A 21,902-nucleotide genomic window follows, 5' to 3' on the forward strand; every position below is an offset into this window, starting at 1 on the left:
GCATCAGATTAGTGGCAAATCCATCGCTGGAGCGATTTTTCCGACACAATCCGGTGTCTTTTTTACTATCCAGCAATCAGCCGCGGAATTCGCTGCGACCGTTGTACTTGGCTTTGCCATTCAACTGCTCTTCGATACGCAGCAGTTGGTTGTACTTGGAAACGCGGTCGGAACGGCACAGGGAACCGGTCTTGATCTGGCCAGCCGCAGTGCCCACAGCCAGGTCGGCAATGGTCGAATCTTCGGTTTCGCCGGAGCGGTGCGAGATTACGGCAGTGTAACCAGCGGCCTTGGCCATCTGGATGGCTTCCAGGGTTTCGGTCAGGGTACCGATCTGGTTGAACTTGATCAGGATCGAGTTGGCGATCTTTTTATCGATGCCTTCCTTCAGGATCTTGGTGTTGGTGACGAACAAGTCGTCGCCTACCAGCTGAACCTTCTCGCCGATTTTGTCGGTGAGGATTTTCCAGCCAGCCCAGTCGGACTCGTCCAGGCCATCTTCGATGGAGATGATCGGGTAACGCTCGGTCAGACCTTTCAGGTAGTCGGCGAAACCTTCAGCGGTGAATACCTGGCCTTCGCCGGACAGGTTGTATTTACCGTCTTCGTAGAATTCGCTGGCCGCGCAGTCCAGTGCCAGGGTCACGTCGGTGCCCAGCTTGTAACCGGCGTTGGCCACGGCTTCGGAGATCACTTTCAAAGCGTCTTCGTTGGAGGCCAGGTTCGGCGCGAAACCACCTTCGTCACCGACAGCAGTGCTCAAGCCACGGGCTTTCAGAACGGCTTTGAGGTGATGGAAAATCTCGGTGCCCATGCGCAGGCCTTCCGAGAAAGACTTGGCGCCAACCGGCTGAACCATGAATTCCTGGATGTCGACGTTGTTATCGGCGTGCTCGCCACCGTTGATGATGTTCATCATCGGAACCGGCATCGAGTAAACACCCGGGGTGCCGTTCAGGTTGGCGATGTGAGCGTACAGCGGCAGGTCCTGGTCCTGTGCTGCTGCCTTGGCTGCTGCCAGGGAAACGGCGAGGATCGCGTTGGCGCCCAGGGAACCTTTGTTTTCGGTACCGTCGAGCTTGATCATCGCGTGATCCAGGGCTTTCTGGTCGCCTGGGTCTTTACCCAACAACAGGTCGCGAATCGGACCGTTGATGTTGGCGACGGCTTTGAGTACGCCCTTGCCCAGGTAACGGCTCTTGTCGCCATCACGCAGCTCAAGCGCTTCACGCGAGCCCGTGGAAGCACCGGACGGCGCGCAAGCGCTACCGATGATGCCGTTATCGAGAAGCACGTCCGCTTCCACGGTGGGGTTGCCACGGGAGTCGAGAACTTCACGACCTTTGATGTCGACGATTTTTGCCATTGTTGTAAACACTCCAAAGTTGACGAAAACGACGCAGCTGAAGGAAATCTTGTATCGCCGGCAAATGATGTGCAGCGGGCAGACTTGCGGACGATAAGGCCCAGGCCCGAGGGCCTGAGCATTAATTCGTGCGGTACTTTACCGGAGAAACGAGGATTACGCGGTTTCTACCGTCGGAAAACTCTTCACCAGTTCGTCCAAAGCTTTGAGCTGGGCCAGGAATGGCTCCAGTTTGTCCAGACGCAAGGCGCAAGGGCCGTCGCATTTGGCGTTGTCCGGGTCCGGGTGAGCTTCGAGGAACAGACCGGCCAAAGACTGGCTCATACCGGCTTTTGCCAGATCAGTGACCTGGCTGCGGCGACCGCCGGCGGAATCGGAGCGACCGCCAGGCATTTGCAGCGCGTGGGTCACGTCGAAGAACACCGGGTATTCAAACTGCTTCATGATGCCGAAGCCGAGCATGTCGACGACCAGGTTGTTGTAGCCGAAGCTCGAACCGCGCTCGCAGAGGATCAACTGATCGTTACCCGCTTCCACGCACTTGCTCAGGATGTGTTTCATTTCCTGAGGTGCGAGGAACTGGGCTTTCTTGATGTTGATCACCGCACCGGTCTTGGCCATCGCGACCACAAGGTCGGTCTGGCGCGACAAGAAGGCCGGCAGCTGGATGATATCGCAGACTTCAGCGACGACCGCGGCCTGATCAGGCTCGTGGACGTCGGTGATGATCGGCACGCCGAAAGCTTGCTTGATGTCCTGGAAAATCCGCATGCCCTCTTCCAGGCCGGGGCCACGGTAAGAGGTCACGGAGGAACGGTTGGCCTTGTCGAAGCTGGCCTTGAACACGTAAGGGATCCCGAGTTTCTCGGTGACCTTTACGTATTCTTCACAGACCTGCATCGCCATGTCGCGGCTTTCCAGCACGTTCATGCCACCGAAAAGCACCATTGGCTTGTCGTTGGCAATCTCGATATCGCCTACGCGAATGATCTTCTGCGCCATCAGATTTGCGCCTTCTTCTGGTGTTGAATCAAAGCTGCTTTAACGAAACCGCTGAACAACGGGTGACCGTCGCGTGGCGTCGAGGTGAACTCAGGGTGGAACTGGCAAGCGACGAACCATGGATGATCCGGGGCTTCAATCACTTCAACCAGCGCGCCATCACCGGAACGACCGGAGATTTTCAGACCGGCCTCCATGATTTGCGGCAGCAGATTGTTGTTCACTTCGTAGCGATGACGGTGACGCTCGACGATCACGTCCTTGGCGTAGCAATCGTGCACCAGGGAGCCTGGCTCCAGCAGGCAATCCTGAGCGCCGAGGCGCATGGTGCCGCCCAAGTCAGAGGCTTCGGTACGGATTTCGACAGCGCCGGTGGCGTCTTCCCACTCGGTGATCAGACCCACGACCGGGTGACCGCTTGCACGGTCGAACTCGGTGGAGTTGGCGTCTTTCCAGCCCATGACGTTACGAGCAAACTCGATCACGGCCACTTGCATGCCCAGGCAGATGCCCAGGTACGGGACCTTGTTTTCACGAGCGTATTGAACGGCAGTGATCTTGCCTTCCACGCCACGCAGACCGAAGCCGCCCGGTACCAGAATCGCGTCGACACCTTCCAGCAGCGCAGTGCCCTGGTTTTCGATGTCTTCGGAGTCGATGTAGCGCAGGTTGACCTTGGTGCGGTTGCTGATACCGGCATGACTCATCGCTTCGATCAGCGACTTGTAGGCGTCCAGCAGTTCCATGTACTTGCCGACCATGGCGATGGTGACTTCATGCTCAGGGTTGAGCTTGGCGTCGACCACGGCTTCCCACTCGGACAGATCGGCGCCGCCACATTGCAGGCCGAAACGCTCGACAACGAAATCATCCAGGCCCTGGGCGTGCAGAATGCCCGGGATCCTGTAGATGGTGTCGGCGTCTTCCAGCGCGATCACCGCACGTTCTTCAACGTTGGTGAATTGCGCGATCTTGCGACGCGAAGAGATGTCGATCGGGTGATCGGAACGGCAGACCAGCACGTCTGGTTGCAGACCGATGGAACGCAGTTCCTTGACCGAGTGCTGAGTAGGCTTGGTTTTGGTTTCACCGGCAGTGGCGATGTACGGCACCAGCGTCAGGTGCATCAGCATCGCGCGCTTGGCGCCGACTTCGAAACGCAATTGACGGATCGCTTCGAGGAACGGCTGGGATTCGATGTCACCCACGGTGCCACCGATTTCGACCATGGCCACGTCGGCATCGCCGGCGCCCTTGATGATCCGGCGCTTGATTTCGTCGGTGATGTGCGGAATTACCTGAATGGTGGCGCCCAGGTAATCACCACGGCGCTCTTTGCGCAGGACGTGTTCGTAGACACGGCCGGTGGTGAAGTTGTTGTTCTGGGTCATGGTCGTGCGGATGAACCGCTCGTAGTGGCCCAGGTCCAGGTCGGTCTCGGCGCCGTCGTGGGTGACGAACACTTCACCGTGCTGGAACGGGCTCATGGTGCCCGGGTCAACGTTGATGTACGGGTCCAGCTTCAGCATGGTGACCTTAAGTCCCCGCGCCTCCAGGATGGCCGCCAATGAAGCCGATGCGATGCCTTTCCCCAATGAAGAAACAACACCGCCCGTGACGAATATGTAGCGCGTCATGAAAAACCCTAGAAGTCTGCGTTAAAGCGGTCCGAGCCGCCGGGGAAAGCGAAGGAAGGCCGAAGCCCCCGATCACCTGCATTAATCACAGTGCACCTTTCAAAAAAACCGCCGCGTTGGGACAGACCGGAAAAAGAAACACCGGTAGGTTGCTCGCTACACATTTTTTGGAATCGCCCAGCAAAGACTGCTTGGTAATCGGCAACTCCTGCAATTCAGGCGAATCCACAGAAGTTGTATCAAGAAGGGAGCGTAGTCTACCGGAAAGCCCCTTTCAGCTCAAACCTTGATCTTCGGTCAGTGGCTGCCAATGCAAACTCCAACGCTCCTTTGCACTGCCGTCCAAGCCCCGCAGGTTGGCCACCGCCAGCAAATGCTCGCCTCGGTAGAGCAGCGGCAATCTGCCACGGGCGAAACCCGGCACGCCGCTTTCGTTGAGCAATCGCTTCAGATCGCGATGGCCGCGACCGGGCAAATTCATCACCTCACCTCCCTCACGATAGCGGATATGCAGCAGGCCATCGGGGATTTGGCCGGTGAGTGTGAGCACGCCGTTGTCCGGCAACACCAGCGATAGCGAGGGGTCGGGCCAGTTTCCGACGGCGGGCGACGGGCGCAACCAACTGCCGGACAACCACCAGATACGCCCACCCGCCCGATGCAGTTCGCCATCCGCCAGCCGCCAGATCGGGCAGGCATCGCCGGTGGCATCGCGTAAATCCTCCCAACCCGACCAATGGTCACAGTCTGGCAGTCGCGTCAGCGGTTTGAGCCAATGACTTAACGCATTACGCTGACGAGAAGCGGACAGCTTTTCCAATGCCGTCAGCTCCAGCGACGGCAATCCCAGCCAGTCAAAATCGTTGGCCGTGCTGGCGTCAGTCAGGTCGATTTGCGCAAGCTCATCGAGCAATCCCTGCGCTTCACTCAGATGGGCAACGCTACGGGCCATGGTCGCCAACGCTTGCGGCCAGCGCTCGGTCAATACAGGGAAAACCTGATGCCGCAGGTAATTACGCGAGAACTGTCGGTCCTGGTTCGAAGGGTCTTCGATCCAGTTCAGCCGATGCTCGGACGCATAGGCTTCAAGTTCAGCCCGCGTTACATCGAGCAATGGGCGAAGCAGCTGCCCTTTACCGAGCGGGCGCTGGCGTGGCATCCCCGATAATCCCCTCACCCCCGCCCCACGCAACATCCGAAACAACAGGGTTTCTGCCTGATCGTCACGGTGCTGGGCGGTCATCAACACTTCATTGGCTTGAGTCGCCTCGATGAACGCGGCATATCGCGCATCCCGGGCTGCACGCTCAAGGCTGGCGCCGGGCTGGACCTGCACGCGAACAACGTGCAGCGGCACATCCAGAGCATCGCAGACCGACTGACAATGATCCGGCCACGCATCAGCCGCAGCCTGAAGGCCGTGATGGACGTGGAGGGCGTTTAGCGCCGGCAGGGATTCGGTTTTTGCGAGGTGTGCGAGGAGGTGCAGCAGAACGGTAGAGTCGAGACCACCGGAAAAGGCGATGCGCCAGGTCTTGGCGTTACGCCAGGGTTCGAGATTCAGCAGGAGCCTGGAAGGCAGATCAATCATGGGCTGACTCATATCGATCACTCCACACAAAACAAATGTGGGAGCGGGCTTGCTCGCGAAGGCTGCTCAACATTCAACACATCGGTTGACTGTTATATCGCTTTCGCGAGCAAGTCGGATCGCCGCATCGCCGCTCCCACATTGAAGCCGAGGTCAGATCAGAGACCGTAGCTCATCAGACGCTCGTATCGACGGGCCAACAGCGCTTCGTTATCGAACTTCTTCAACATCGCCAGCTGCGAGCTCAGCTCGGCACGGATCGATGCAGCCGCAGCGGCTGGATTACGGTGCGCGCCACCCAAAGGCTCGCCGATCACTTTATCCACAATACCCAGGCCTTTGAGGCGCTCGGCAGTGATGCCCATGGCTTCAGCGGCGTCCGGTGCTTTCTCGGCGGTCTTCCACAGAATCGAGGCGCAACCTTCCGGCGAAATGACCGCGTAGGTCGAGTACTGCAGCATGTTCAGTTGATCGCAAACGCCGATTGCCAAAGCGCCACCGGAACCACCTTCACCAATTACGGTGGCGATGATTGGGGTTTTCAGGCGTGCCATGACGCGCAGGTTCCAGGCAATCGCTTCGCTCTGGTTGCGCTCTTCAGCGTCGATACCTGGGTAGGCGCCCGGGGTGTCGATGAAGGTCAGGATCGGCATTTTGAAACGTTCGGCCATTTCCATCAGACGGCACGCCTTGCGGTACCCTTCCGGACGCGGCATGCCGAAGTTGCGGCGAACTTTCTCGCGCACTTCACGGCCTTTCTGGTGACCGATGATCATCACCGGCTCATCGTCCAGACGGGCGATACCGCCGACGATGGCAGCGTCGTCGGAGAAATGACGGTCGCCGTGCAATTCGTCGAACTCGGTGAAGATGTGTTCGATGTAGTCCAAGGTGTACGGGCGACGCGGGTGACGCGCCAGACGCGCGATCTGCCAGCTGGTCAGCTTGCCGAAGATGTCTTCGGTCAGCGTGCTGCTTTTGTCCTGCAGGCGGGAGATCTCATCGCCGATATTCAGCGAATTGTCATTACCGACCAAGCGCAACTCTTCGATCTTGGCTTGCAGGTCGGCGATCGGCTGTTCGAAATCTAGAAAATTCGGGTTCATAGGCGTCCGTCTTGGGTCGACATCCAAGAGAGCTTGGGCCGGCCGGTTGTCTATTCGCGCCCTACCTTAAGGGAGAGGCGCGTTCAGGTCGAGATTAAAGATTCAGGTCGAGATCAGGCCCCTTCAATAGGACCTGACCGTCAACGGTATTGGAGAAAGACGTTGTCTCGCCCGAACTGGTCACGCAGGGCTTGAATCAAAGCATCCGCCGGGTCGATTCGCCAGGTCTCGCCGAACTGCAGCAAGGCTTTCGCATCGGGGCTCGTGTATTCCATGGTGATCGGGCACGCACCGCGGTGACGCTTGAACAGTTCACCCAGCCAGCGTAGCTGATCGCCCTTGAGGTCCTTGGTCTGCAGCTTCAAGCGCAGGCTTTCGGCCAGATTGGTGCGCGCATCTTCCATGCTCATCACCCGCTTGACCCGCAGCCGCAGGCCGCCGGAGAAATCGTCGTTACTGACTTCGCCTTCGACCACCACCATCGCGTCAGTCTGCAACAGCGACTGCGCCGAATGGAATGCTTCGGCGAACAGCGACGCTTCGATCCGTCCAGAGCGGTCGTCGAGGGTAATGAAACCCATCTTGTCGCCCTTTTTGTTCTTCATGACTCGCAAGGCGATGATCATGCCCGCGACGGTCTGGGTATCACGAGCCGGTTTCAGGTCAATGATGCGCTGACGAGCGAAGCGGCGGATCTCGCCTTCGTATTCGTCGATCGGGTGACCGGTCAGGTACAGTCCCAGGGTGTCTTTCTCCCCTTTCAGGCGTTCCTTGAGGGTCAGCTCCTTGGCCTTGCGGTGATTGGCGTAGACGTCGGCGTCTTCTTCGACGAACAGCCCGCCAAACAGGTCGGCATGGCCACTGTCGTGGGTGCGAGCGGTTTGTTCGGCGGCCTTGATCGCCCCTTCCATCGCTGTCAGCAACACCGCGCGGTTTTGGTCGATGTTGGCTTGATAGGCTTTCGGTTCGTCATGAAAAAACGGCCCTAGACGATCCAGCGCACCGCTGCGGATTAAACCGTCCAGGGTGCGTTTGTTGATACGCTTGAGATCGACGCGGGCGCAGAAATCGAACAGATCCGTGAACGGACCGTCCCGACGCGCCTCGGTGATCGCTTCCACCGGACCTTCGCCCACACCCTTGATCGCGCCGAGGCCGTAAATAATGCGGCCTTCTTCATTTACGGTGAACTTGAACTCAGAGGTATTCACATCCGGCGCGTCGAGACGCAGCTTCATGGTGCGAATTTCTTCGATCAAGGTCACGACCTTGTCGGTGTTGTGCATATCCGCCGACAGCACCGCCGCCATGAACGGCGCCGGGTAATGCGTTTTCAGCCACGCGGTCTGGTAAGACACCAGGCCGTAAGCGGCGGAGTGGGACTTGTTGAAGCCGTAACCGGCGAATTTTTCCACCAGGTCGAAAATGTTACCGGCCAGGTCCGCGTCGATATTGTTAGCAGTGCAACCTTCAATGAAACCGCCGCGCTGCTTGGCCATTTCTTCGGGCTTTTTCTTACCCATGGCCCGACGCAGCATGTCCGCGCCACCCAGGGTGTAGCCGGCCATGACCTGGGCAATCTGCATCACCTGTTCCTGATACAGGATGATGCCGTAAGTCGGTGCCAATACGGGTTTAAGGCCTTCGTACTGGTAGTCCGAATGCGGGTACGCCAGTTCGGCGCGACCGTGCTTACGGTTGATAAAGTCGTCCACCATGCCCGATTGCAACGGGCCCGGACGGAACAGGGCCACCAGTGCGATCAAGTCTTCCAGACAGTCAGGCTTGAGCTTTTTGATCAGCTCCTTCATGCCCCGGGACTCGAGCTGGAACACCGCCGTGGTTTCGGCTTTTTGCAGCAACTGGTAGGTCGGCTTGTCATCCAGCGGAATGAAAGCAATGTCCAGCGGCGGCTCATCAACCTTGGCGCGGTCGCGGTTAATCGTTTTCAGCGCCCAGTCGATGACCGTCAGCGTCCGTAGACCGAGGAAGTCGAACTTCACCAGACCGGCAGCCTCAACGTCGTCTTTGTCGAACTGGGTTACCAGACCATCACCGGCCTCGTCGCAATAGATAGGCGAAAAGTCAGTCAGTTTGGTCGGCGCAATAACCACCCCACCGGCGTGCTTGCCGACGTTACGCACAACGCCTTCAAGCTTGCGGGCCATTTCCCAGATTTCTGCGGCCTCTTCATCGACCTTGATGAAGTCACGCAGGATTTCTTCCTGTTCGTAGGCCTTTTCCAGGGTCATGCCGACTTCAAACGGAATCATCTTCGACAGTCGATCCGCCAGTCCATAGGACTTGCCCTGCACCCGCGCCACGTCACGGATCACCGCTTTTGCCGCCATGGAACCGAAGGTGATGATCTGGCTTACGGCGTTGCGGCCGTATTTTTCGGCCACGTATTCGATGACCCGATCGCGCCCATCCATGCAGAAGTCGACGTCGAAGTCGGGCATCGATACCCGTTCCGGGTTAAGGAAACGTTCGAACAGCAGGTCATATTCCAGTGGATCGAGGTCGGTGATCTTCTGCACATAGGCCACCAGCGACCCGGCACCCGACCCACGACCCGGACCTACCGGCACCCCGTTGCTCTTGGCCCACTGGATAAAGTCCATAACGATCAGGAAGTAACCGGGGAAGCCCATCTGGATGATGATATCCAGCTCGAAATTCAGCCGGTCGACATAGACCTGACGCTTGGCTTCGTAGTCTTCGGTGGTGTCTTTGGGCAACAGGACACTGAGACGGTCTTCCAGACCGTCGAAGGAAACCTTGCGGAAGTATTCATCGATGGTCATGCCATCGGGAATCGGGAAGTTGGGCAGGAAGTGCTTGCCCAGCTTCACTTCGATGTTGCAGCGCTTGGCAATTTCGACGGTGTTTTCCAGCGCCTCGGGCAAGTCACTGAACAGCTCGGCCATTTCCTCGGTGCTTTTGAGGTATTGCTGATCGCTGTAATTCTTCGAACGCCGCGGATCGTCGAGGGCACGGCCCTCACCGATGCAAACGCGGGTTTCGTGCGCCGCAAAGTCTTCCTGCTTGATGAAGCGCACGTCGTTGGTCGCCACCAGCGGCGCACCGATTTTCTCGGCCAGGGCCACGGCGCCGTGCAATTGTTCTTCATCGTAGGGGCGGTTGGTGCGCTGGATCTCCAGATAGAAACGGTCCGGGAACACCGCCATCCATTCGCGGGCCAGGGTTTCGGCCTCGGCCGGGTTGCCGCCGAGCATCGCCAGGCCGATCTCGCCTTCTTTCGCTGCCGACAGCATGATCAAGCCTTCGCTGGCTTCGGCCACCCACTCGCGCTCGATGATGACCGAGCCGTTGCGCTGGCCGTCGATGAAGCCGCGGGAGATCAGTTCGGTGAGATTGCGATAGCCCACGGCGTTCATCGCCAGCAGGCTGATCCGGCTCAACGGGCTGTCCGGGTCCTTGTTCGACAGCCAAAGGTCGGCGCCGCAGATCGGCTTGATCCCGGCGCCCATGGCCGCTTTATAGAATTTGACCAGGGAACACATATTGTTCTGGTCGGTGACCGCTACGGCAGGCATGTTCATGCCGACCAGGGTCTTGACCAGCGGTTTGATCCGCACCAGACCATCGACCAGGGAATACTCAGTGTGCAGGCGTAGATGAACGAATGAAGCCGGCATAGTGATCCTGTCTGTATACGTGAAGACAACAAGGCCCGGAAATCCGGCGTTTAAAGCTACTACGCTTGGTAATCCAGCGTTGAACGGCAGTTCGAAATGCTCATTGACTAACGTCAACTCCGCTTTCTCGCTGCCGTTCGTCTTGTCTTACCTGCGCTCGTGACGCTTTAAATCGCCGGATTGTACCGGGCCTTTAACAAAACATCAGCCTGCCGACTAGTTCTCGATCAGACTTTCCCGCGCTTCATAAGCCAGGCGCACCGGGGCAAACGAGCGGCGGTGAATCGGCGTTGGCCCCAAGCGGGCCAGCGCCTCCAGATGAACGGGCGTCGGGTAGCCTTTGTGGCCGCCAATGCCGTAACCCGGGTAAATCAGCTCGAACGCTGCCATTTCGCGGTCGCGGCTGACCTTGGCCAGAATCGACGCGGCTGCGATGGCCGGTACCTTACCGTCGCCCTGTATCACCGCTTCGGCGCGCATGGACAGTTTCGGACAACGGTTGCCGTCGATCATCGCCAGTTTCGGTGTGATGTGCAGGCCTTCGACTGCGCGCTGCATGGCCAGCATGGTGGCGTGAAGGATGTTCAGCTCGTCGATTTCTTCGACTTCGGCCCGGGCGATGCACCAGCTCAGGGCTTTTTCGCAGATCTCGTCGTAGAGCTTTTCGCGGCGGGCTTCGGTGAGCTTCTTCGAATCGTTCAGGCCCAGGATCGGACGGTTCGGATCGAGGATCACCGCGGCTGTCACGACTGCACCGCAGAGCGGGCCGCGACCGACTTCGTCGACGCCTGCGACCAGATCTTCAACTTCGGCGACCAGAGTGAAGTCCAGGCCCATCTGAGTGCTTGCTTTGCTCATTGTGTTTTGCCGATCAGGTTCAGTACCGCGTCCGCCGCCTGATTGGAGGCGTCCAGACGTAAGGTACGGTGAATTTCATCGAAGCCGCGGGTCTGTTCTTCACCGCCTTCGATCAGTGGCGACAGCGTCTGGGCCAAGGCTTCAACTGTCGCGTCGTCCTGCAGCAACTCCGGCACCAACAGGCGCTGTGCCAGCAGGTTAGGCAACGAGATATACGGGCTTTTCACCATGCGCTTGAGAATCCAGAACGTCAGCGGTGCCAAGCGGTAAGCGACCACCATCGGCCGCTTGTACAACAACGCTTCAAGCGTAGCGGTGCCGGAGGCGATCAGCACAGCGTCACAAGCCGCCAGGGCCAGATGTGAGTTGCCATTGAGCAAGGTCAATGGCAAATCGCGACCGGCCAGCAATTCTTCCAGCTGCTCTCGGCGCTCAGGGCTGGCGCACGGCATGACGAAACGTACGCCGGGACGCAAGGCCCGCAGGCGCTGGGCGGTATCGAGGAACAGCGCACCGAGACGACCGACTTCGCCACCGCGACTGCCCGGCATCAGCGCAACCAACGGCCCGTCTGGCAAGCCGAGTTCAGCCCGCGCGGCAGCGCGATCCGCTTCAAGCGGGATAGCATCAGCCAGGGAGTGCCCGACAAACCGCACCGGCACGCCCTTCTCTTCATAAAATTTCGCTTCAAACGGGAACAACGTCAGCATCAGGTCGCAGCCTTCGCGAATCTTCAGCACCCGCTTCTGCCGCCACGCCCAAACCGACGGGCTGACGTAATGCACGGTCTTGATCCCGGCCTGACGCAGCTTCAGTTCGATATTGAGGTTGAAGTCCGGGGCATCGATGCCGATGAACACATCCGGCTTCTGGGCGATCAGGTCCGCAATCAACTTCTTGCGTCGAGCCATCAGCTCGCGCAATCGGCCCAGCACTTCCACCAGGCCCATGACAGAGAGACGTTCCATCGGGAAATACGAGGTCAGGCCTTCAGCCTGCATCAGCGGACCGCCGACACCGATGAACTCGACCGCCGGATGCTGAGCCTTGAGTGCGCGCATCAGACCCGCGCCCAGAATGTCACCGGAAGCCTCACCCGCCACCAGCGCAACACGCAGATTAGCCATGATTAACGAGTGATGCCGCGGGTCGAAGACTGGATGGAATCACGGAATACCGCGACTTCAGGAAACTGTGCCGACGGCTCGGCCAGTTCGGCGAGCGCCTGTTCGACCGTCAGCCCCTGGCGGTAAACCACCTTGTAGGCACGACGCAACGCGTGGATCGCATCTTCGCTGAAACCGCGACGACGCATGCCTTCGAAGTTCATGCTGCGGGCTTCGGCCGGGTTGCCAAACACAGTGACGTACGCCGGGACATCCTTGCCGATGGCGGTGCCCATACCGGAAAAGCTGTGGGCGCCGATATGGCAATACTGATGAACCAGGGTAAAACCGGACAGGATCGCCCAGTCTTGAACGTGCACATGCCCCGCCAGCGCGGTGTTGTTGACCAGGATGCAGTGGTTGCCGATGACACTGTCGTGGCCGATGTGGGCATAGGCCATGATCAGATTGTGATCGCCCAGGGTCGTTTCAGAACGGTCCTGAATGGTCCCACGGTGAATCGTCACGCCTTCACGGATGACGTTGTGGTCACCGATGACCAGACGGGTTTCTTCACCCTTGTATTTCAGATCGGGCGTGTCCTCGCCTACCGAAGAAAACTGGTAGATGTGGTTGTGCTTTCCGATTCGGGTCGGGCCTTTGAGAATCACATGCGGCCCGATCACTGTCCCCTCGCCGATTTCCACACCTGCGCCGATGATCGACCAGGGGCCGACCTCGACGCCGTCAGCCAGGATGGCCGTCGGATCGATGATTGCGCGAGGGTCAATCAAACTCATAGTTTGCGTTCCGCGCAGATAATTTCAGCGGAGCAGACTGGCTTGCCATCGACCGAAGCCTGGCACTCGAACTTCCAGATTTGACGCTTGCAGCTGATGAAGCGGGCTTCGAGGATCAACTGATCGCCTGGGGTGACGGGCTGGCGAAAACGCAGCTTGTCGGAGCCGACGAAGTAGTAAAGCGTGCCGTCGGCGGGCTTCACGTCGAGCATTTTGAAGCCAAGGATACCGGCAGCCTGAGCCATCGCTTCGATGATCAACACGCCCGGCATGATTGGATGCGCAGGGAAGTGACCATTGAAGAACGGTTCGTTGATGCTGACATTCTTGTAGGCGCGAATGCGCTTGCCTTCCACATCCAGTTCCACGACTCGGTCCACCAGCAGGAACGGGTAACGGTGAGGCAGGTATTCGCGAATCTCGTTGATGTCCATCATTTCGGGGGGAAGCCTATTGTAAAGATTGGGAGCGCGCGACTGACGCGCGCCCCTCTAGCAAATCAAGGAGGCAGTCTAGCGGCTGTGCACACTTGATATGGAAATGGTATCAGCCATCTGATGAAGCATTACCGTCAGGGGTCACTTCCCCTACTCGCTTTTCCAGCTGTCGCAGACGCCGCGCGATGTCATCGAGCTGACGGATACGGGCCGCGCTTTTGCGCCATTCGGCTGCTGGTTGCATCGCCGTACCGGAAGAATAGGAACCCTTTTCCGTAATCGAGTGGGTCACCATGGTCATCCCGGTGATAAATACGTTGTCGCAAATTTCGATATGCCCCACCAGCCCTACGCCACCGGCGAGCATGCAATGCTTGCCGATTTTGGTGCTGCCGGAGATCCCCACGCACGCGGCCATGGCGGTGTGATCACCCACCTGGACGTTGTGGGCGATCTGAATCTGATTGTCGAGTTTCACACCGTTACCCAGAACGGTATCGGCCAGTGCACCGCGATCGATAGCGGTATTCACGCCAATTTCCACATCGTCACCGACCAGGACACCACCGATCTGGGCGATCTTCTGCCAGACACCTTTCTCGTTGGCAAAACCGAAACCTTCGCCACCGAGTACGGCACCCGATTGAATCACCACCCGTTTACCGACGCGAACATCGTGGTACAGCGTGACTCGCGGGGCCAGCCAGCCGCCCTCGCCAATCTCGCAGCGGGCACCGATGAAGCAGTGCGCGCCAACGGTCACACCCGCAGCAATACGCACACAGCTTTCGATCACCGCAAAGGCACCAATGCTCGCCGCCGGATCGACCACTGCATCCGCTGCCACAACGGCTGTCGGATGAATACCGGCAGCGGCCTTTGGCTTGGGATCAAACAGATGGGAAACCCGCGCGTAGGCCAGATACGGATCAGGCACCACCAGCGCATTACCTGCAAAACCTTCAGCATCAGCGGCCTTCAGCAACAGGGCTGCGGCCCGGCTGTCAGCCAGGTACTTACGGTATTGGGGGTTTGCGAGAAAGCTCAACTGAGCTGGGCCAGCCTCTTGCAAAGTGGCTAGCCCAGTAATTTCTTTCTCCGGGTCGCCACGCAGTGTGGCGCCGAGGAACTCGGCCAATTGGCCGAGCTTTATAGTCGCTGTCATGGTTACTTCAGCTGATTCATGCGCTCGATAACCTGGCGAGTGATGTCGTACTGAGGTTTGACATCAATCACTGCACCACGCTCGAAGACCAGGTCAAAAGTACCTTTCTTGATGACTTCTTCCACAGCGCTGTCCAGTTTCGGCTTGAGCTGCTTCAGCATTTCACGGTCGGCAACGGCTTTGGCTTCGTTCAGTTCCTTGGACTGGAACTGGAAGTCACGGGCCTTCTGCTTGAACTCAAGTTCCAGGCGTTCACGCTCGCCTTGCTGCATCTTGTCGCCGCCAGCCATCAGACGGTCCTGGATGCCTTTGGCACTGCTTTCCAGAGTCTTGAGTTTGGTCAGCTGAGGGCCGAACTTCTTCTCGGCATCCACAGCGTATTTCTTGGCCGCGTCGGACTCCAGCAGAGCCATCTGATAGTTCAGAACGGCGATTTTCATGTCGGCAAAAGCCGGACCTGCTACCAGTACGGTCGCCAGGAGAACCAATTGAGTCAACTTACGCACGATGCACTCCTACAAAATCCATTGTCGTTATCTTGGGTCAGACACTTAGAACGTCTGGCCGAGGGAGAATTGGAACACTTGAGTCTCAGCTTCATCCGGTTTCTTGATCGGCATGGCCAACGCGAAGCTCAGAGGACCCAACGCGGTGACCCACGTCACGCCTACACCGACGGAGCTGGCCACGTTGCTCAAGCTGATCTCGTTGCACGCTGTTTGAGCGGTTGAACCGACATTCGCGTTCGTGGTTTTTTCGCACTTGGAATCGAATACGTTACCCACATCCCAGAATACCGAAGTACGCAGCGAACGCTGATCCTTGACGAATGGCATCGGGAATAACACCTCGACACCACCCTGGACCAGAACGTTACCACCAAACGGCAGCGGGTCCTGGTCCGGGTCAGCGAGCGTACCGGTGTTACCCGTCACAGCCGCACCGCGACTTGGGGTACTGCGAGGACCGAGGGTGCTGTCCTTGAAGCCACGAACCGAGTTGAAACCACCAGCATAGTAGTTTTCATAGAACGGCAAGCCATCGGTAGAACCATAACCATCGCCGTAGCCCAGCTCGGTGTGCAGGCGCATGGTGTAGTTTTCAGACAATGGCTGGAACAACTGGCCACGGTAATCAAGTTTGAAGAACGACAGGTCACTGCCAGGCGTGGTGGTTTCCAGAGTCAGGCTCTGGGAATGACCACGGGTCGCCAATACGCCTTTGTTCAGTGTGGACTCTGACCAGCCGGCCGAAGCCTTGAAGTTCAGGTAGTTGTCGCCTTCCTTGTTAACGAAGTCGAAGATCTCGTCAACGGTGTATTGACCGGTCTTGATCGTGTCTTGTTGCGCACTCAGGCCGAAGGTCAGACGCGAAGTCTCGCTGATCGGGTAACCCACGCTCACGCCCGCACCCAGGCTGTCTACGGCATAGCTGGACACGTCGGCATCGAGATCGTCGTAGTCGGTGGTGCGGTAGAAAGCGTTGTAGCCCAGGCTCACGCCATCAGCAGTCCAGTACGGGTCGACATAACCGAAGTTATAGCGGCTCTGGTATTCACTGCGGGTCAAGCCGATGCTGACCTTGTTACCCGTACCCAGGAAGTTGTTCTGAGTGATCGAACCACCGAGGATCAGACCGGCGCTCTGGGCAAAACCGACGCTGGCGGTAATCGAGCCGGAGGCCTGTTCTTCAACGCTGTAGTTCACATCAACCTGGTCATCAACACCCGGTACAGCTGGGGTTTCGACGTTGACTTCCTTGAAGAAGCCCAGACGCTCGAGACGAGTCTTGGATTGGTCGATCAGGTAAGTCGAAGCCCAGCCTCCCTCCATCTGACGCATTTCACGGCGCAGCACTTCGTCTTCGGACTTGGTGTTGCCACGGAAGTTGATGCGGTTCACGTAAGCACGCTTGCCTGGGTCAACGGCGAAAGTGATATCGACCGTGTGGTCTTCATCGTGAGGCTGAGGCACGCCATTGACGTTGGCGAAGGTGTAACCCTCGTTACCCAGACGGCGAGTGATCAGCTCGGAAGTGGTAGTCATCAGCTTGCGCGAGAACACCTGGCCTTTCTGAACCAGCAGCAGAGACTTGACCTGGTCTTCAGGAACTTTCAGGTCGCCGCTCAGCTTGACGTCACGGACGGTGTACTTCTCGCCTTCATTGACGTTGACCGTGATGTATACGTGCTTCTTGTCCGGGGTGATGGACACCTGGGTCGAAGCGATATCCATGTTGATATAGCCACGGTCCAGGTAATAGGAGCGCAGACGCTCCAGGTCACCGGAAAGTTTTTCACGAGCGTACTTGTCATCGTTCTTGAAGAACGACAGCCAGTTGGTGGTCTTGAGTTCGAACAGGTCGATCAGGTCTTCATCAGGGAAGACGGTGTTACCCACCACGTTGATGTGCTGGATGGCAGCAACCGTGCCTTCGTTGATATTGACCTTCAGCGCAACGCGGTTACGCGGCTGCGGCACCACTTCGGTGTCGACGGTGGCCGAGTAGCGACCCTGAGCGACGTACTGGCGCTGCAGCTCGTTACGCACACCTTCGAGGGTGGCGCGCTGGAAGATCTCGCCTTCGGCCAGACCGGATTGCTTGAGGCCTTTCATCAGGTCTTCAGTGGAGATCGCCTTGTTACCCTCGATCTCGATACTGGCGACCGACGGGCGCTCGACTACCGTGATGACCAGGACGTTGCCATCTCGGCCCAGCTGGATATCTTGAAAGAAACCGGTTTTGAACAACGCACGAGTGGATTCCACCAGGCGACGATCATCCGCCTGTTCACCGACGTTCAACGGCAAAGCACCAAAGACGCTACCCGCGGAGACCCGCTGGAGGCCATTGACGCGAATATCAGAGATAGTGAAGGACTCGGCGTGAACTTCGGCGATCATCAATACGGTGAGAACCGCAGTTAGCAGCAGACGTTTCATGAAGTCCTTTCTTATTCCAACTGGCAATAAACAAACTGCCGCAAAATGCGGCAGATTCGCAATTCAGCGAAGCGTTACAGTCGACCCAGATCATTGACCAGAGCAAGCAACATCACCCCGACCACCAAACTGATACCGATCTGTATCCCCCAACCCTGCACCCGATCCGACAAGGGGCGACCACGCGCCCACTCGATCAGATAAAACAACAAATGTCCCCCATCCAGTACAGGAATGGGCAACAAATTCAGAACCCCCAAGCTAATACTCAGATAAGCAAGGAAATTCAGGAAATCAGCGACACCCGACTGGGCAGAAGCGCCCGCCACTTTAGCAATGGTTATCGGTCCACTCAAGTTTTTTACCGAGAGCTCACCGAACAACATTTTCTTGAGCGAATCGAGGGTCAGTACACTCATGGTCCAGGTGCGTCGAGCACCCTCCCCAATCGCGGCCACAGGACCGTAACTGACCTCGCGAATCATCTCTGGCGGCCAATCGATTGCTTTCACCCCAGCCCCCAGATAACCATTGGGTGCCTTCTTCTCGCCGCGAGCGGCCAACGTCACAGGGACGTCGATTTGAGCACCATCACGCTCGACGCGCAGCATGATTTTGGTATCAGGGCGCATACGGACCGTGTCCACCACCTGCTGCCAGTCATCGAGCGCCTTGCCATCCAGAGCCAACAGTCGGTCACCGGTCTTCAGGCCTGCAGCCTGTGCCGGGCCTTTCGGGTCAAGTTCGGCGAGGACCGGTGGCAGCGCCGGACGCCAAGGGCGTATACCCAGCGAGCGAATCGGGTCCGGCTCATCGACACTCTTGAGCCATTTATCCAACGCCAGCTCATGGGGCGAATCCGCCGTGGAACCCTGATCACGGACCAGCAACTGGAGGGAACCGCTCTCCCCAAGACGACGGACCAGCTGCAGGTTCACCGCAGCCCAGCCGGACGTTGGCTCGCCATCGATGGCGATGATTTCCTGGCCCGGGCTTAACCCCGCCTTGGCGGCGATACTGCCGGATTCGACCGCACCGATGATCGGGCGCACTTGCTCGCTGCCGAGCATTGCGAGCACCCAGAAAAAAAACATCGCCAATAAAAAGTTGGCAATCGGGCCAGCAGCAACGATAGCGATGCGTTGACGGACGGTTTTTCGATTAAAGGATTGATCAAGCTGATCGGCAGGCACGTCGCCTTCGCGCTCATCGAGCATTTTCACGTAACCGCCCAACGGGATCGCGGCGACGACGAACTCAGTGCCTTTCTTGTCGTGCCAGCGCAGCAACGGCATACCGAAGCCCACGGAGAAACGCAGCACTTTGACCCCACAGCGACGCGCGACCCAAAAATGGCCGAATTCGTGGAAGGTGACCAGCACACCCAAAGCCACCAGGGTGCCGACAATCATATAGAGCGCGCTCATCTACTTTCTCCGCAATCCTATCCAGTGCTGCATGGGCCAACGTATTGCAGCACCTACCGCCCGTGACGGCTCAACCATTGTTCGGCCAGAACTCGCGCTTTCGCGTCGGCCGTGAACACTGCCTCGAGATCATCAACCATAACGACAGGCTCAAGATTCAAGACTTCTTCGATGATACTCGCGATTTCCGGGTAGCGAACCCGCCCGTCGAGAAAGGCCGCGACAGCCACTTCATTCGCCGCATTAAGCATGGCCGGCGCACTATTGCCGGATTCGGCTGCCTGACGCGCAAGGCGCAGACACGGGAATCGCTCTTCATCAGGCGTCTGGAAGTCCAGCCGCGCAATTGCAAACAGGTCCAGCGGCGCAACACCCGAGTCGATTCGCTCCGGCCAGGCCAGCGCGTTGGCGATCGGCGTGCGCATGTCAGGGTTACCTAACTGGGCCAATACCGAACCGTCGATGTAATCGACCAGCGAATGAATCACGCTTTGAGGATGAATGACCACTTCGACCTGGGACGGCTTGGCGTCAAACAGCCAGCAAGCTTCGATTAGCTCAAGCCCCTTGTTCATCATGCTGGCCGAATCCACCGAAATCTTGCGCCCCATGGACCAATTCGGATGGGCACACGCCTGCTCAGGGGAAACATGCACCAGTTCAGCCATAGGTGTCTGTCGGAACGGACCGCCAGAGGCTGTGAGTAAAATCCGACGGACCCCGATTGCACCCAGCCCACGAGCGAAATCCTGTGGCATGCACTGGAAAATTGCGTTGTGCTCGCTGTCAATCGGCAGCAACACCGAACCACTCTTGCGCACTGCCTGCATGAACAGCGCACCGGACATCACCAGTGCTTCTTTGTTGGCCAGGAGGATTTTCTTGCCCGCCTCGACCGCCGCCAGGGTCGGTCGCAAGCCCGCCGCGCCAACGATGGCGGCCATGACCGCATCGACCTCAGGATCGGAGGCAACCTGACACAACCCCTCCTCACCCACCAGCACGCGAGTCGGCAGACCTGCGGCGCGAAGGTCATCCTGCAAGCCTCGGGCAGCACCCGCCTCAGGCACCACGGCAAATCGCGGCGTATGGCGAACGCACAGCGCCAGCAGCTCGTTCAGACGAGTGAAACCGCTCAAGGCGAAAACCTGATAACGCTCAGGATGACGAGCGATGACATCGAGAGTGCTCAGACCAATCGAGCCGGTCGCCCCCAGAACAGTAATCTGCTGTGGGCGGCTCACGGTGCCGCCATCCACAGCAGCACGGCAAACACCGGAATCGCTGCCGTCAGGCTGTCGATACGGTCCAGCACGCCGCCGTGACCCGGCAGCAGATTGCTGCTGTCCTTGATCCCGGACTGACGTTTGAACATGCTTTCAGTGAGATCACCTACCACCGAGATGAACACAATGATGGCAGCACCTATCAGGCCTTTAAATAGCTGAGCCACCGTCCAGTCGCGGACCAGACCGACAACGACAGTGATAACCAGACTCAGCGCCAGGCCGCCGTAGACACCCTCCCAGCTTTTGCCGGGACTGACCTGCGGCGCCAACTTGCGCTTGCCAAAGGCCCGACCGGAAAAATAGGCACCGATATCCGCGCCCCAGACCAACACCATCACCGCCATGATCAGCCAGTTACCCAACGGTTCCTGTTTGATCTGAATCAGACCTTGCCAGGCCGGCAACAGGATCAGCAGACCGATCACCAGCTTGCAGGCAGCGCTGGCCCAATGTTCGCTGGTGCGCGGATAAGTCAGCACCAGGTAGGTTGCGACACCCCACCAAAGCACTGAAGCACCTAACACCCAAGGCGCGAGCCCAGGCAGGATATGCATGAAAAACAGCATCAACGCGACCATTGCCGCATAGGCAACGCGCAGCGGCTGCTCAGTGAAGCCCGCCAGGCGAGCCCACTCCCATGCACCGAGGGTCACGATCAGTCCGATGAACAGCGCAAAACCGGTGCCCTCGAGCAGGAAAAAACCGCACAGGGCAATCGGTAGCAGGATCAGCGCGGTGATGATTCGTTGTTTAAGCATTAAACCCGGGCCCCAGCCTCGACCTGCTCGCTCGTTTTACCGAAGCGGCGCTGGCGAGAAGCAAAATCGGCCAGCGCATTACGCATGGCATCGTGTTTGAAGTCCGGCCAGAACAGGTCGGAGAAGTACAACTCGGCGTAAGCCAGTTGCCACAGCAGGAAGTTGCTGATGCGGTGCTCCCCGCCGGTACGAATGCACAAGTCCGGCAATGGCAAATCGCCGGTCGACAGACAGGTTTGCAACAATTCCGGGGTGATGTCCTCCGGACGCAGGTGCCCGGCCTGAACTTCCCGCGCCAGACGCTGCGCCGCCTGCGCGATGTCCCACTGACCGCCGTAGTTGGCGGCGATCTGCAGAACGAAGCGATTGGCGCCCGCCGTCATTGCCTCAGCTTCACGCATGGCAACTTGAAGCTCTGGATGAAATCGCGAACGGTCGCCAATGATGCGCAAACTGATGTTGTTTTCGTTCAGGCGCTTGGCTTCGCGGCGCAATGCCTTGAAGAACAGATCCATCAAGGCACTGACCTCGTCAGCCGGGCGCTGCCAGTTCTCGCTGGAGAAGGCGAACAGGGTCAATACTTCGACCTTGGCCTCGGCACACACCTCGATCACCGCACGAACTGCATCCACACCCGCTTTATGACCGGCGACACCCGGCATAAAGCGCTTTTTCGCCCAGCGATTATTACCATCCATGATGATCGCGACATGGCGCGGCACCGCGAACGGCGCAGTCTGCTTGGTCTTATCCATT

The 21,902-nt window shown here is 58.3% G+C and carries 17 protein-coding genes; all 17 read right to left on the reverse strand.

All coding sequences use genetic code 11. From position 1 onward, the window contains the following. Positions 1-76 precede the first annotated feature (76 nt). Positions 77-1,366 (reverse strand): phosphopyruvate hydratase, encoded by a 1,290-nt coding sequence (eno, locus tag ACYZTR_RS22315; protein ID WP_449644927.1) that lies wholly within the window; start codon positions 1,364-1,366, stop codon positions 77-79. A 156-nt stretch (positions 1,367-1,522) separates the two neighbouring features. Next, positions 1,523-2,368, reverse strand: coding sequence for a 3-deoxy-8-phosphooctulonate synthase (kdsA, locus tag ACYZTR_RS22320; RefSeq protein ID WP_461973882.1), 846 nt, complete (start codon positions 2,366-2,368; stop codon positions 1,523-1,525). Continuing rightward, a complete protein-coding gene (locus tag ACYZTR_RS22325; protein ID WP_461973884.1) occupies positions 2,368-4,005 on the reverse strand; it encodes a CTP synthase in 1,638 nt (545 codons plus the stop codon). Before ACYZTR_RS22325 ends, kdsA begins: the two co-directional genes overlap by 1 nt. Before the next feature lie 274 nt (positions 4,006-4,279). After that, entirely contained in the window at positions 4,280-5,608 is a 1,329-nt protein-coding gene (gene tilS, locus ACYZTR_RS22330; RefSeq protein ID WP_461973886.1) for a tRNA lysidine(34) synthetase TilS, read from the reverse strand. Between the two features lie 146 nt (positions 5,609-5,754). Continuing rightward, positions 5,755-6,702, reverse strand: coding sequence for an acetyl-CoA carboxylase carboxyltransferase subunit alpha (locus ACYZTR_RS22335; RefSeq protein WP_149419691.1), 948 nt, complete (start codon positions 6,700-6,702; stop codon positions 5,755-5,757). A 140-nt stretch (positions 6,703-6,842) separates the two neighbouring features. After that, positions 6,843-10,364: a DNA polymerase III subunit alpha gene (gene dnaE, locus ACYZTR_RS22340; protein ID WP_461973888.1), complete on the reverse strand. Its 3,522-nt coding sequence runs from the start codon at positions 10,362-10,364 to the stop codon at positions 6,843-6,845. Positions 10,365-10,580: 216 nt separating this feature from the next. Beyond that, positions 10,581-11,222, reverse strand: a complete 642-nt coding sequence (gene rnhB / locus ACYZTR_RS22345) for a ribonuclease HII (protein WP_461973890.1) — start codon at positions 11,220-11,222, stop codon at positions 10,581-10,583. After that, the gene (gene lpxB / locus ACYZTR_RS22350; protein ID WP_461973892.1) at positions 11,219-12,349 is read right to left on the reverse strand and encodes a lipid-A-disaccharide synthase; all 1,131 of its coding nucleotides are present in this window, start codon (positions 12,347-12,349) and stop codon (positions 11,219-11,221) included. Before lpxB ends, rnhB begins: the two co-directional genes overlap by 4 nt. Before the next feature lie 2 nt (positions 12,350-12,351). Beyond that, positions 12,352-13,128, reverse strand: coding sequence for an acyl-ACP--UDP-N-acetylglucosamine O-acyltransferase (gene lpxA / locus ACYZTR_RS22355; RefSeq protein WP_461973894.1), 777 nt, complete (start codon positions 13,126-13,128; stop codon positions 12,352-12,354). After that, complete coding sequence (fabZ, locus tag ACYZTR_RS22360) at positions 13,125-13,565, reverse strand: 3-hydroxyacyl-ACP dehydratase FabZ (protein WP_017336708.1); 441 nt, start codon at positions 13,563-13,565, stop codon at positions 13,125-13,127. Before fabZ ends, lpxA begins: the two co-directional genes overlap by 4 nt. Before the next feature lie 109 nt (positions 13,566-13,674). After that, positions 13,675-14,730 carry a UDP-3-O-(3-hydroxymyristoyl)glucosamine N-acyltransferase gene (lpxD, locus tag ACYZTR_RS22365; protein ID WP_461973896.1) on the reverse strand — a complete coding sequence of 352 codons (1,056 nt, stop codon included), beginning with the start codon at positions 14,728-14,730 and terminating at the stop codon, positions 13,675-13,677. A gap of 2 nt (positions 14,731-14,732) precedes the next feature. After that, positions 14,733-15,236: an OmpH/Skp family outer membrane protein gene (locus ACYZTR_RS22370; RefSeq protein WP_461973898.1), complete on the reverse strand. Its 504-nt coding sequence runs from the start codon at positions 15,234-15,236 to the stop codon at positions 14,733-14,735. Positions 15,237-15,281: 45 nt separating this feature from the next. Then, entirely contained in the window at positions 15,282-17,672 is a 2,391-nt protein-coding gene (gene bamA / locus ACYZTR_RS22375; RefSeq protein WP_461973900.1) for an outer membrane protein assembly factor BamA, read from the reverse strand. A gap of 74 nt (positions 17,673-17,746) precedes the next feature. Further along, the gene (gene rseP, locus ACYZTR_RS22380; protein ID WP_461973902.1) at positions 17,747-19,099 is read right to left on the reverse strand and encodes a sigma E protease regulator RseP; all 1,353 of its coding nucleotides are present in this window, start codon (positions 19,097-19,099) and stop codon (positions 17,747-17,749) included. Positions 19,100-19,152: 53 nt separating this feature from the next. After that, entirely contained in the window at positions 19,153-20,343 is a 1,191-nt protein-coding gene (gene ispC / locus ACYZTR_RS22385) for a 1-deoxy-D-xylulose-5-phosphate reductoisomerase (protein WP_461973904.1), read from the reverse strand. Continuing rightward, the gene (locus ACYZTR_RS22390) at positions 20,340-21,146 is read right to left on the reverse strand and encodes a phosphatidate cytidylyltransferase (RefSeq protein WP_461973906.1); all 807 of its coding nucleotides are present in this window, start codon (positions 21,144-21,146) and stop codon (positions 20,340-20,342) included. Before ACYZTR_RS22390 ends, ispC begins: the two co-directional genes overlap by 4 nt. After that, entirely contained in the window at positions 21,146-21,901 is a 756-nt protein-coding gene (uppS, locus tag ACYZTR_RS22395) for a polyprenyl diphosphate synthase (RefSeq protein WP_461973908.1), read from the reverse strand. Before uppS ends, ACYZTR_RS22390 begins: the two co-directional genes overlap by 1 nt. Position 21,902: the final 1 nt, after the last annotated feature.

It is taken from the genome of Pseudomonas sp. Hz4 (assembly GCF_054898165.1).

Bases quoted from the DNA above. Each gene is read 5' to 3' on its own strand.
- rnhB (WP_461973890.1), bottom strand. From the start codon at position 11,222: ATGAGCAAAGCAAGCACTCAGATGGGCCTGGACTTCACTCTGGTCGCC.
- ACYZTR_RS22335 (WP_149419691.1), bottom strand. From the start codon at position 6,702: ATGAACCCGAATTTTCTAGATTTCGAACAGCCGATCGCCGACCTGCAA.
- uppS (WP_461973908.1), bottom strand. From the start codon at position 21,901: ATGGATAAGACCAAGCAGACTGCGCCGTTCGCGGTGCCGCGCCATGTC.
- eno (WP_449644927.1), bottom strand. From the start codon at position 1,366: ATGGCAAAAATCGTCGACATCAAAGGTCGTGAAGTTCTCGACTCCCGT.
- kdsA (WP_461973882.1), bottom strand. From the start codon at position 2,368: ATGGCGCAGAAGATCATTCGCGTAGGCGATATCGAGATTGCCAACGAC.
- lpxA (WP_461973894.1), bottom strand. From the start codon at position 13,128: ATGAGTTTGATTGACCCTCGCGCAATCATCGATCCGACGGCCATCCTG.
- dnaE (WP_461973888.1), bottom strand. From the start codon at position 10,364: ATGCCGGCTTCATTCGTTCATCTACGCCTGCACACTGAGTATTCCCTG.
- ACYZTR_RS22390 (WP_461973906.1), bottom strand. From the start codon at position 21,146: ATGCTTAAACAACGAATCATCACCGCGCTGATCCTGCTACCGATTGCC.
- lpxD (WP_461973896.1), bottom strand. From the start codon at position 14,730: ATGACAGCGACTATAAAGCTCGGCCAATTGGCCGAGTTCCTCGGCGCC.
- tilS (WP_461973886.1), bottom strand. From the start codon at position 5,608: ATGAGTCAGCCCATGATTGATCTGCCTTCCAGGCTCCTGCTGAATCTC.
- lpxB (WP_461973892.1), bottom strand. From the start codon at position 12,349: ATGGCTAATCTGCGTGTTGCGCTGGTGGCGGGTGAGGCTTCCGGTGAC.
- ACYZTR_RS22325 (WP_461973884.1), bottom strand. From the start codon at position 4,005: ATGACGCGCTACATATTCGTCACGGGCGGTGTTGTTTCTTCATTGGGG.
- rseP (WP_461973902.1), bottom strand. From the start codon at position 19,099: ATGAGCGCGCTCTATATGATTGTCGGCACCCTGGTGGCTTTGGGTGTG.
- bamA (WP_461973900.1), bottom strand. From the start codon at position 17,672: ATGAAACGTCTGCTGCTAACTGCGGTTCTCACCGTATTGATGATCGCC.
- fabZ (WP_017336708.1), bottom strand. From the start codon at position 13,565: ATGATGGACATCAACGAGATTCGCGAATACCTGCCTCACCGTTACCCG.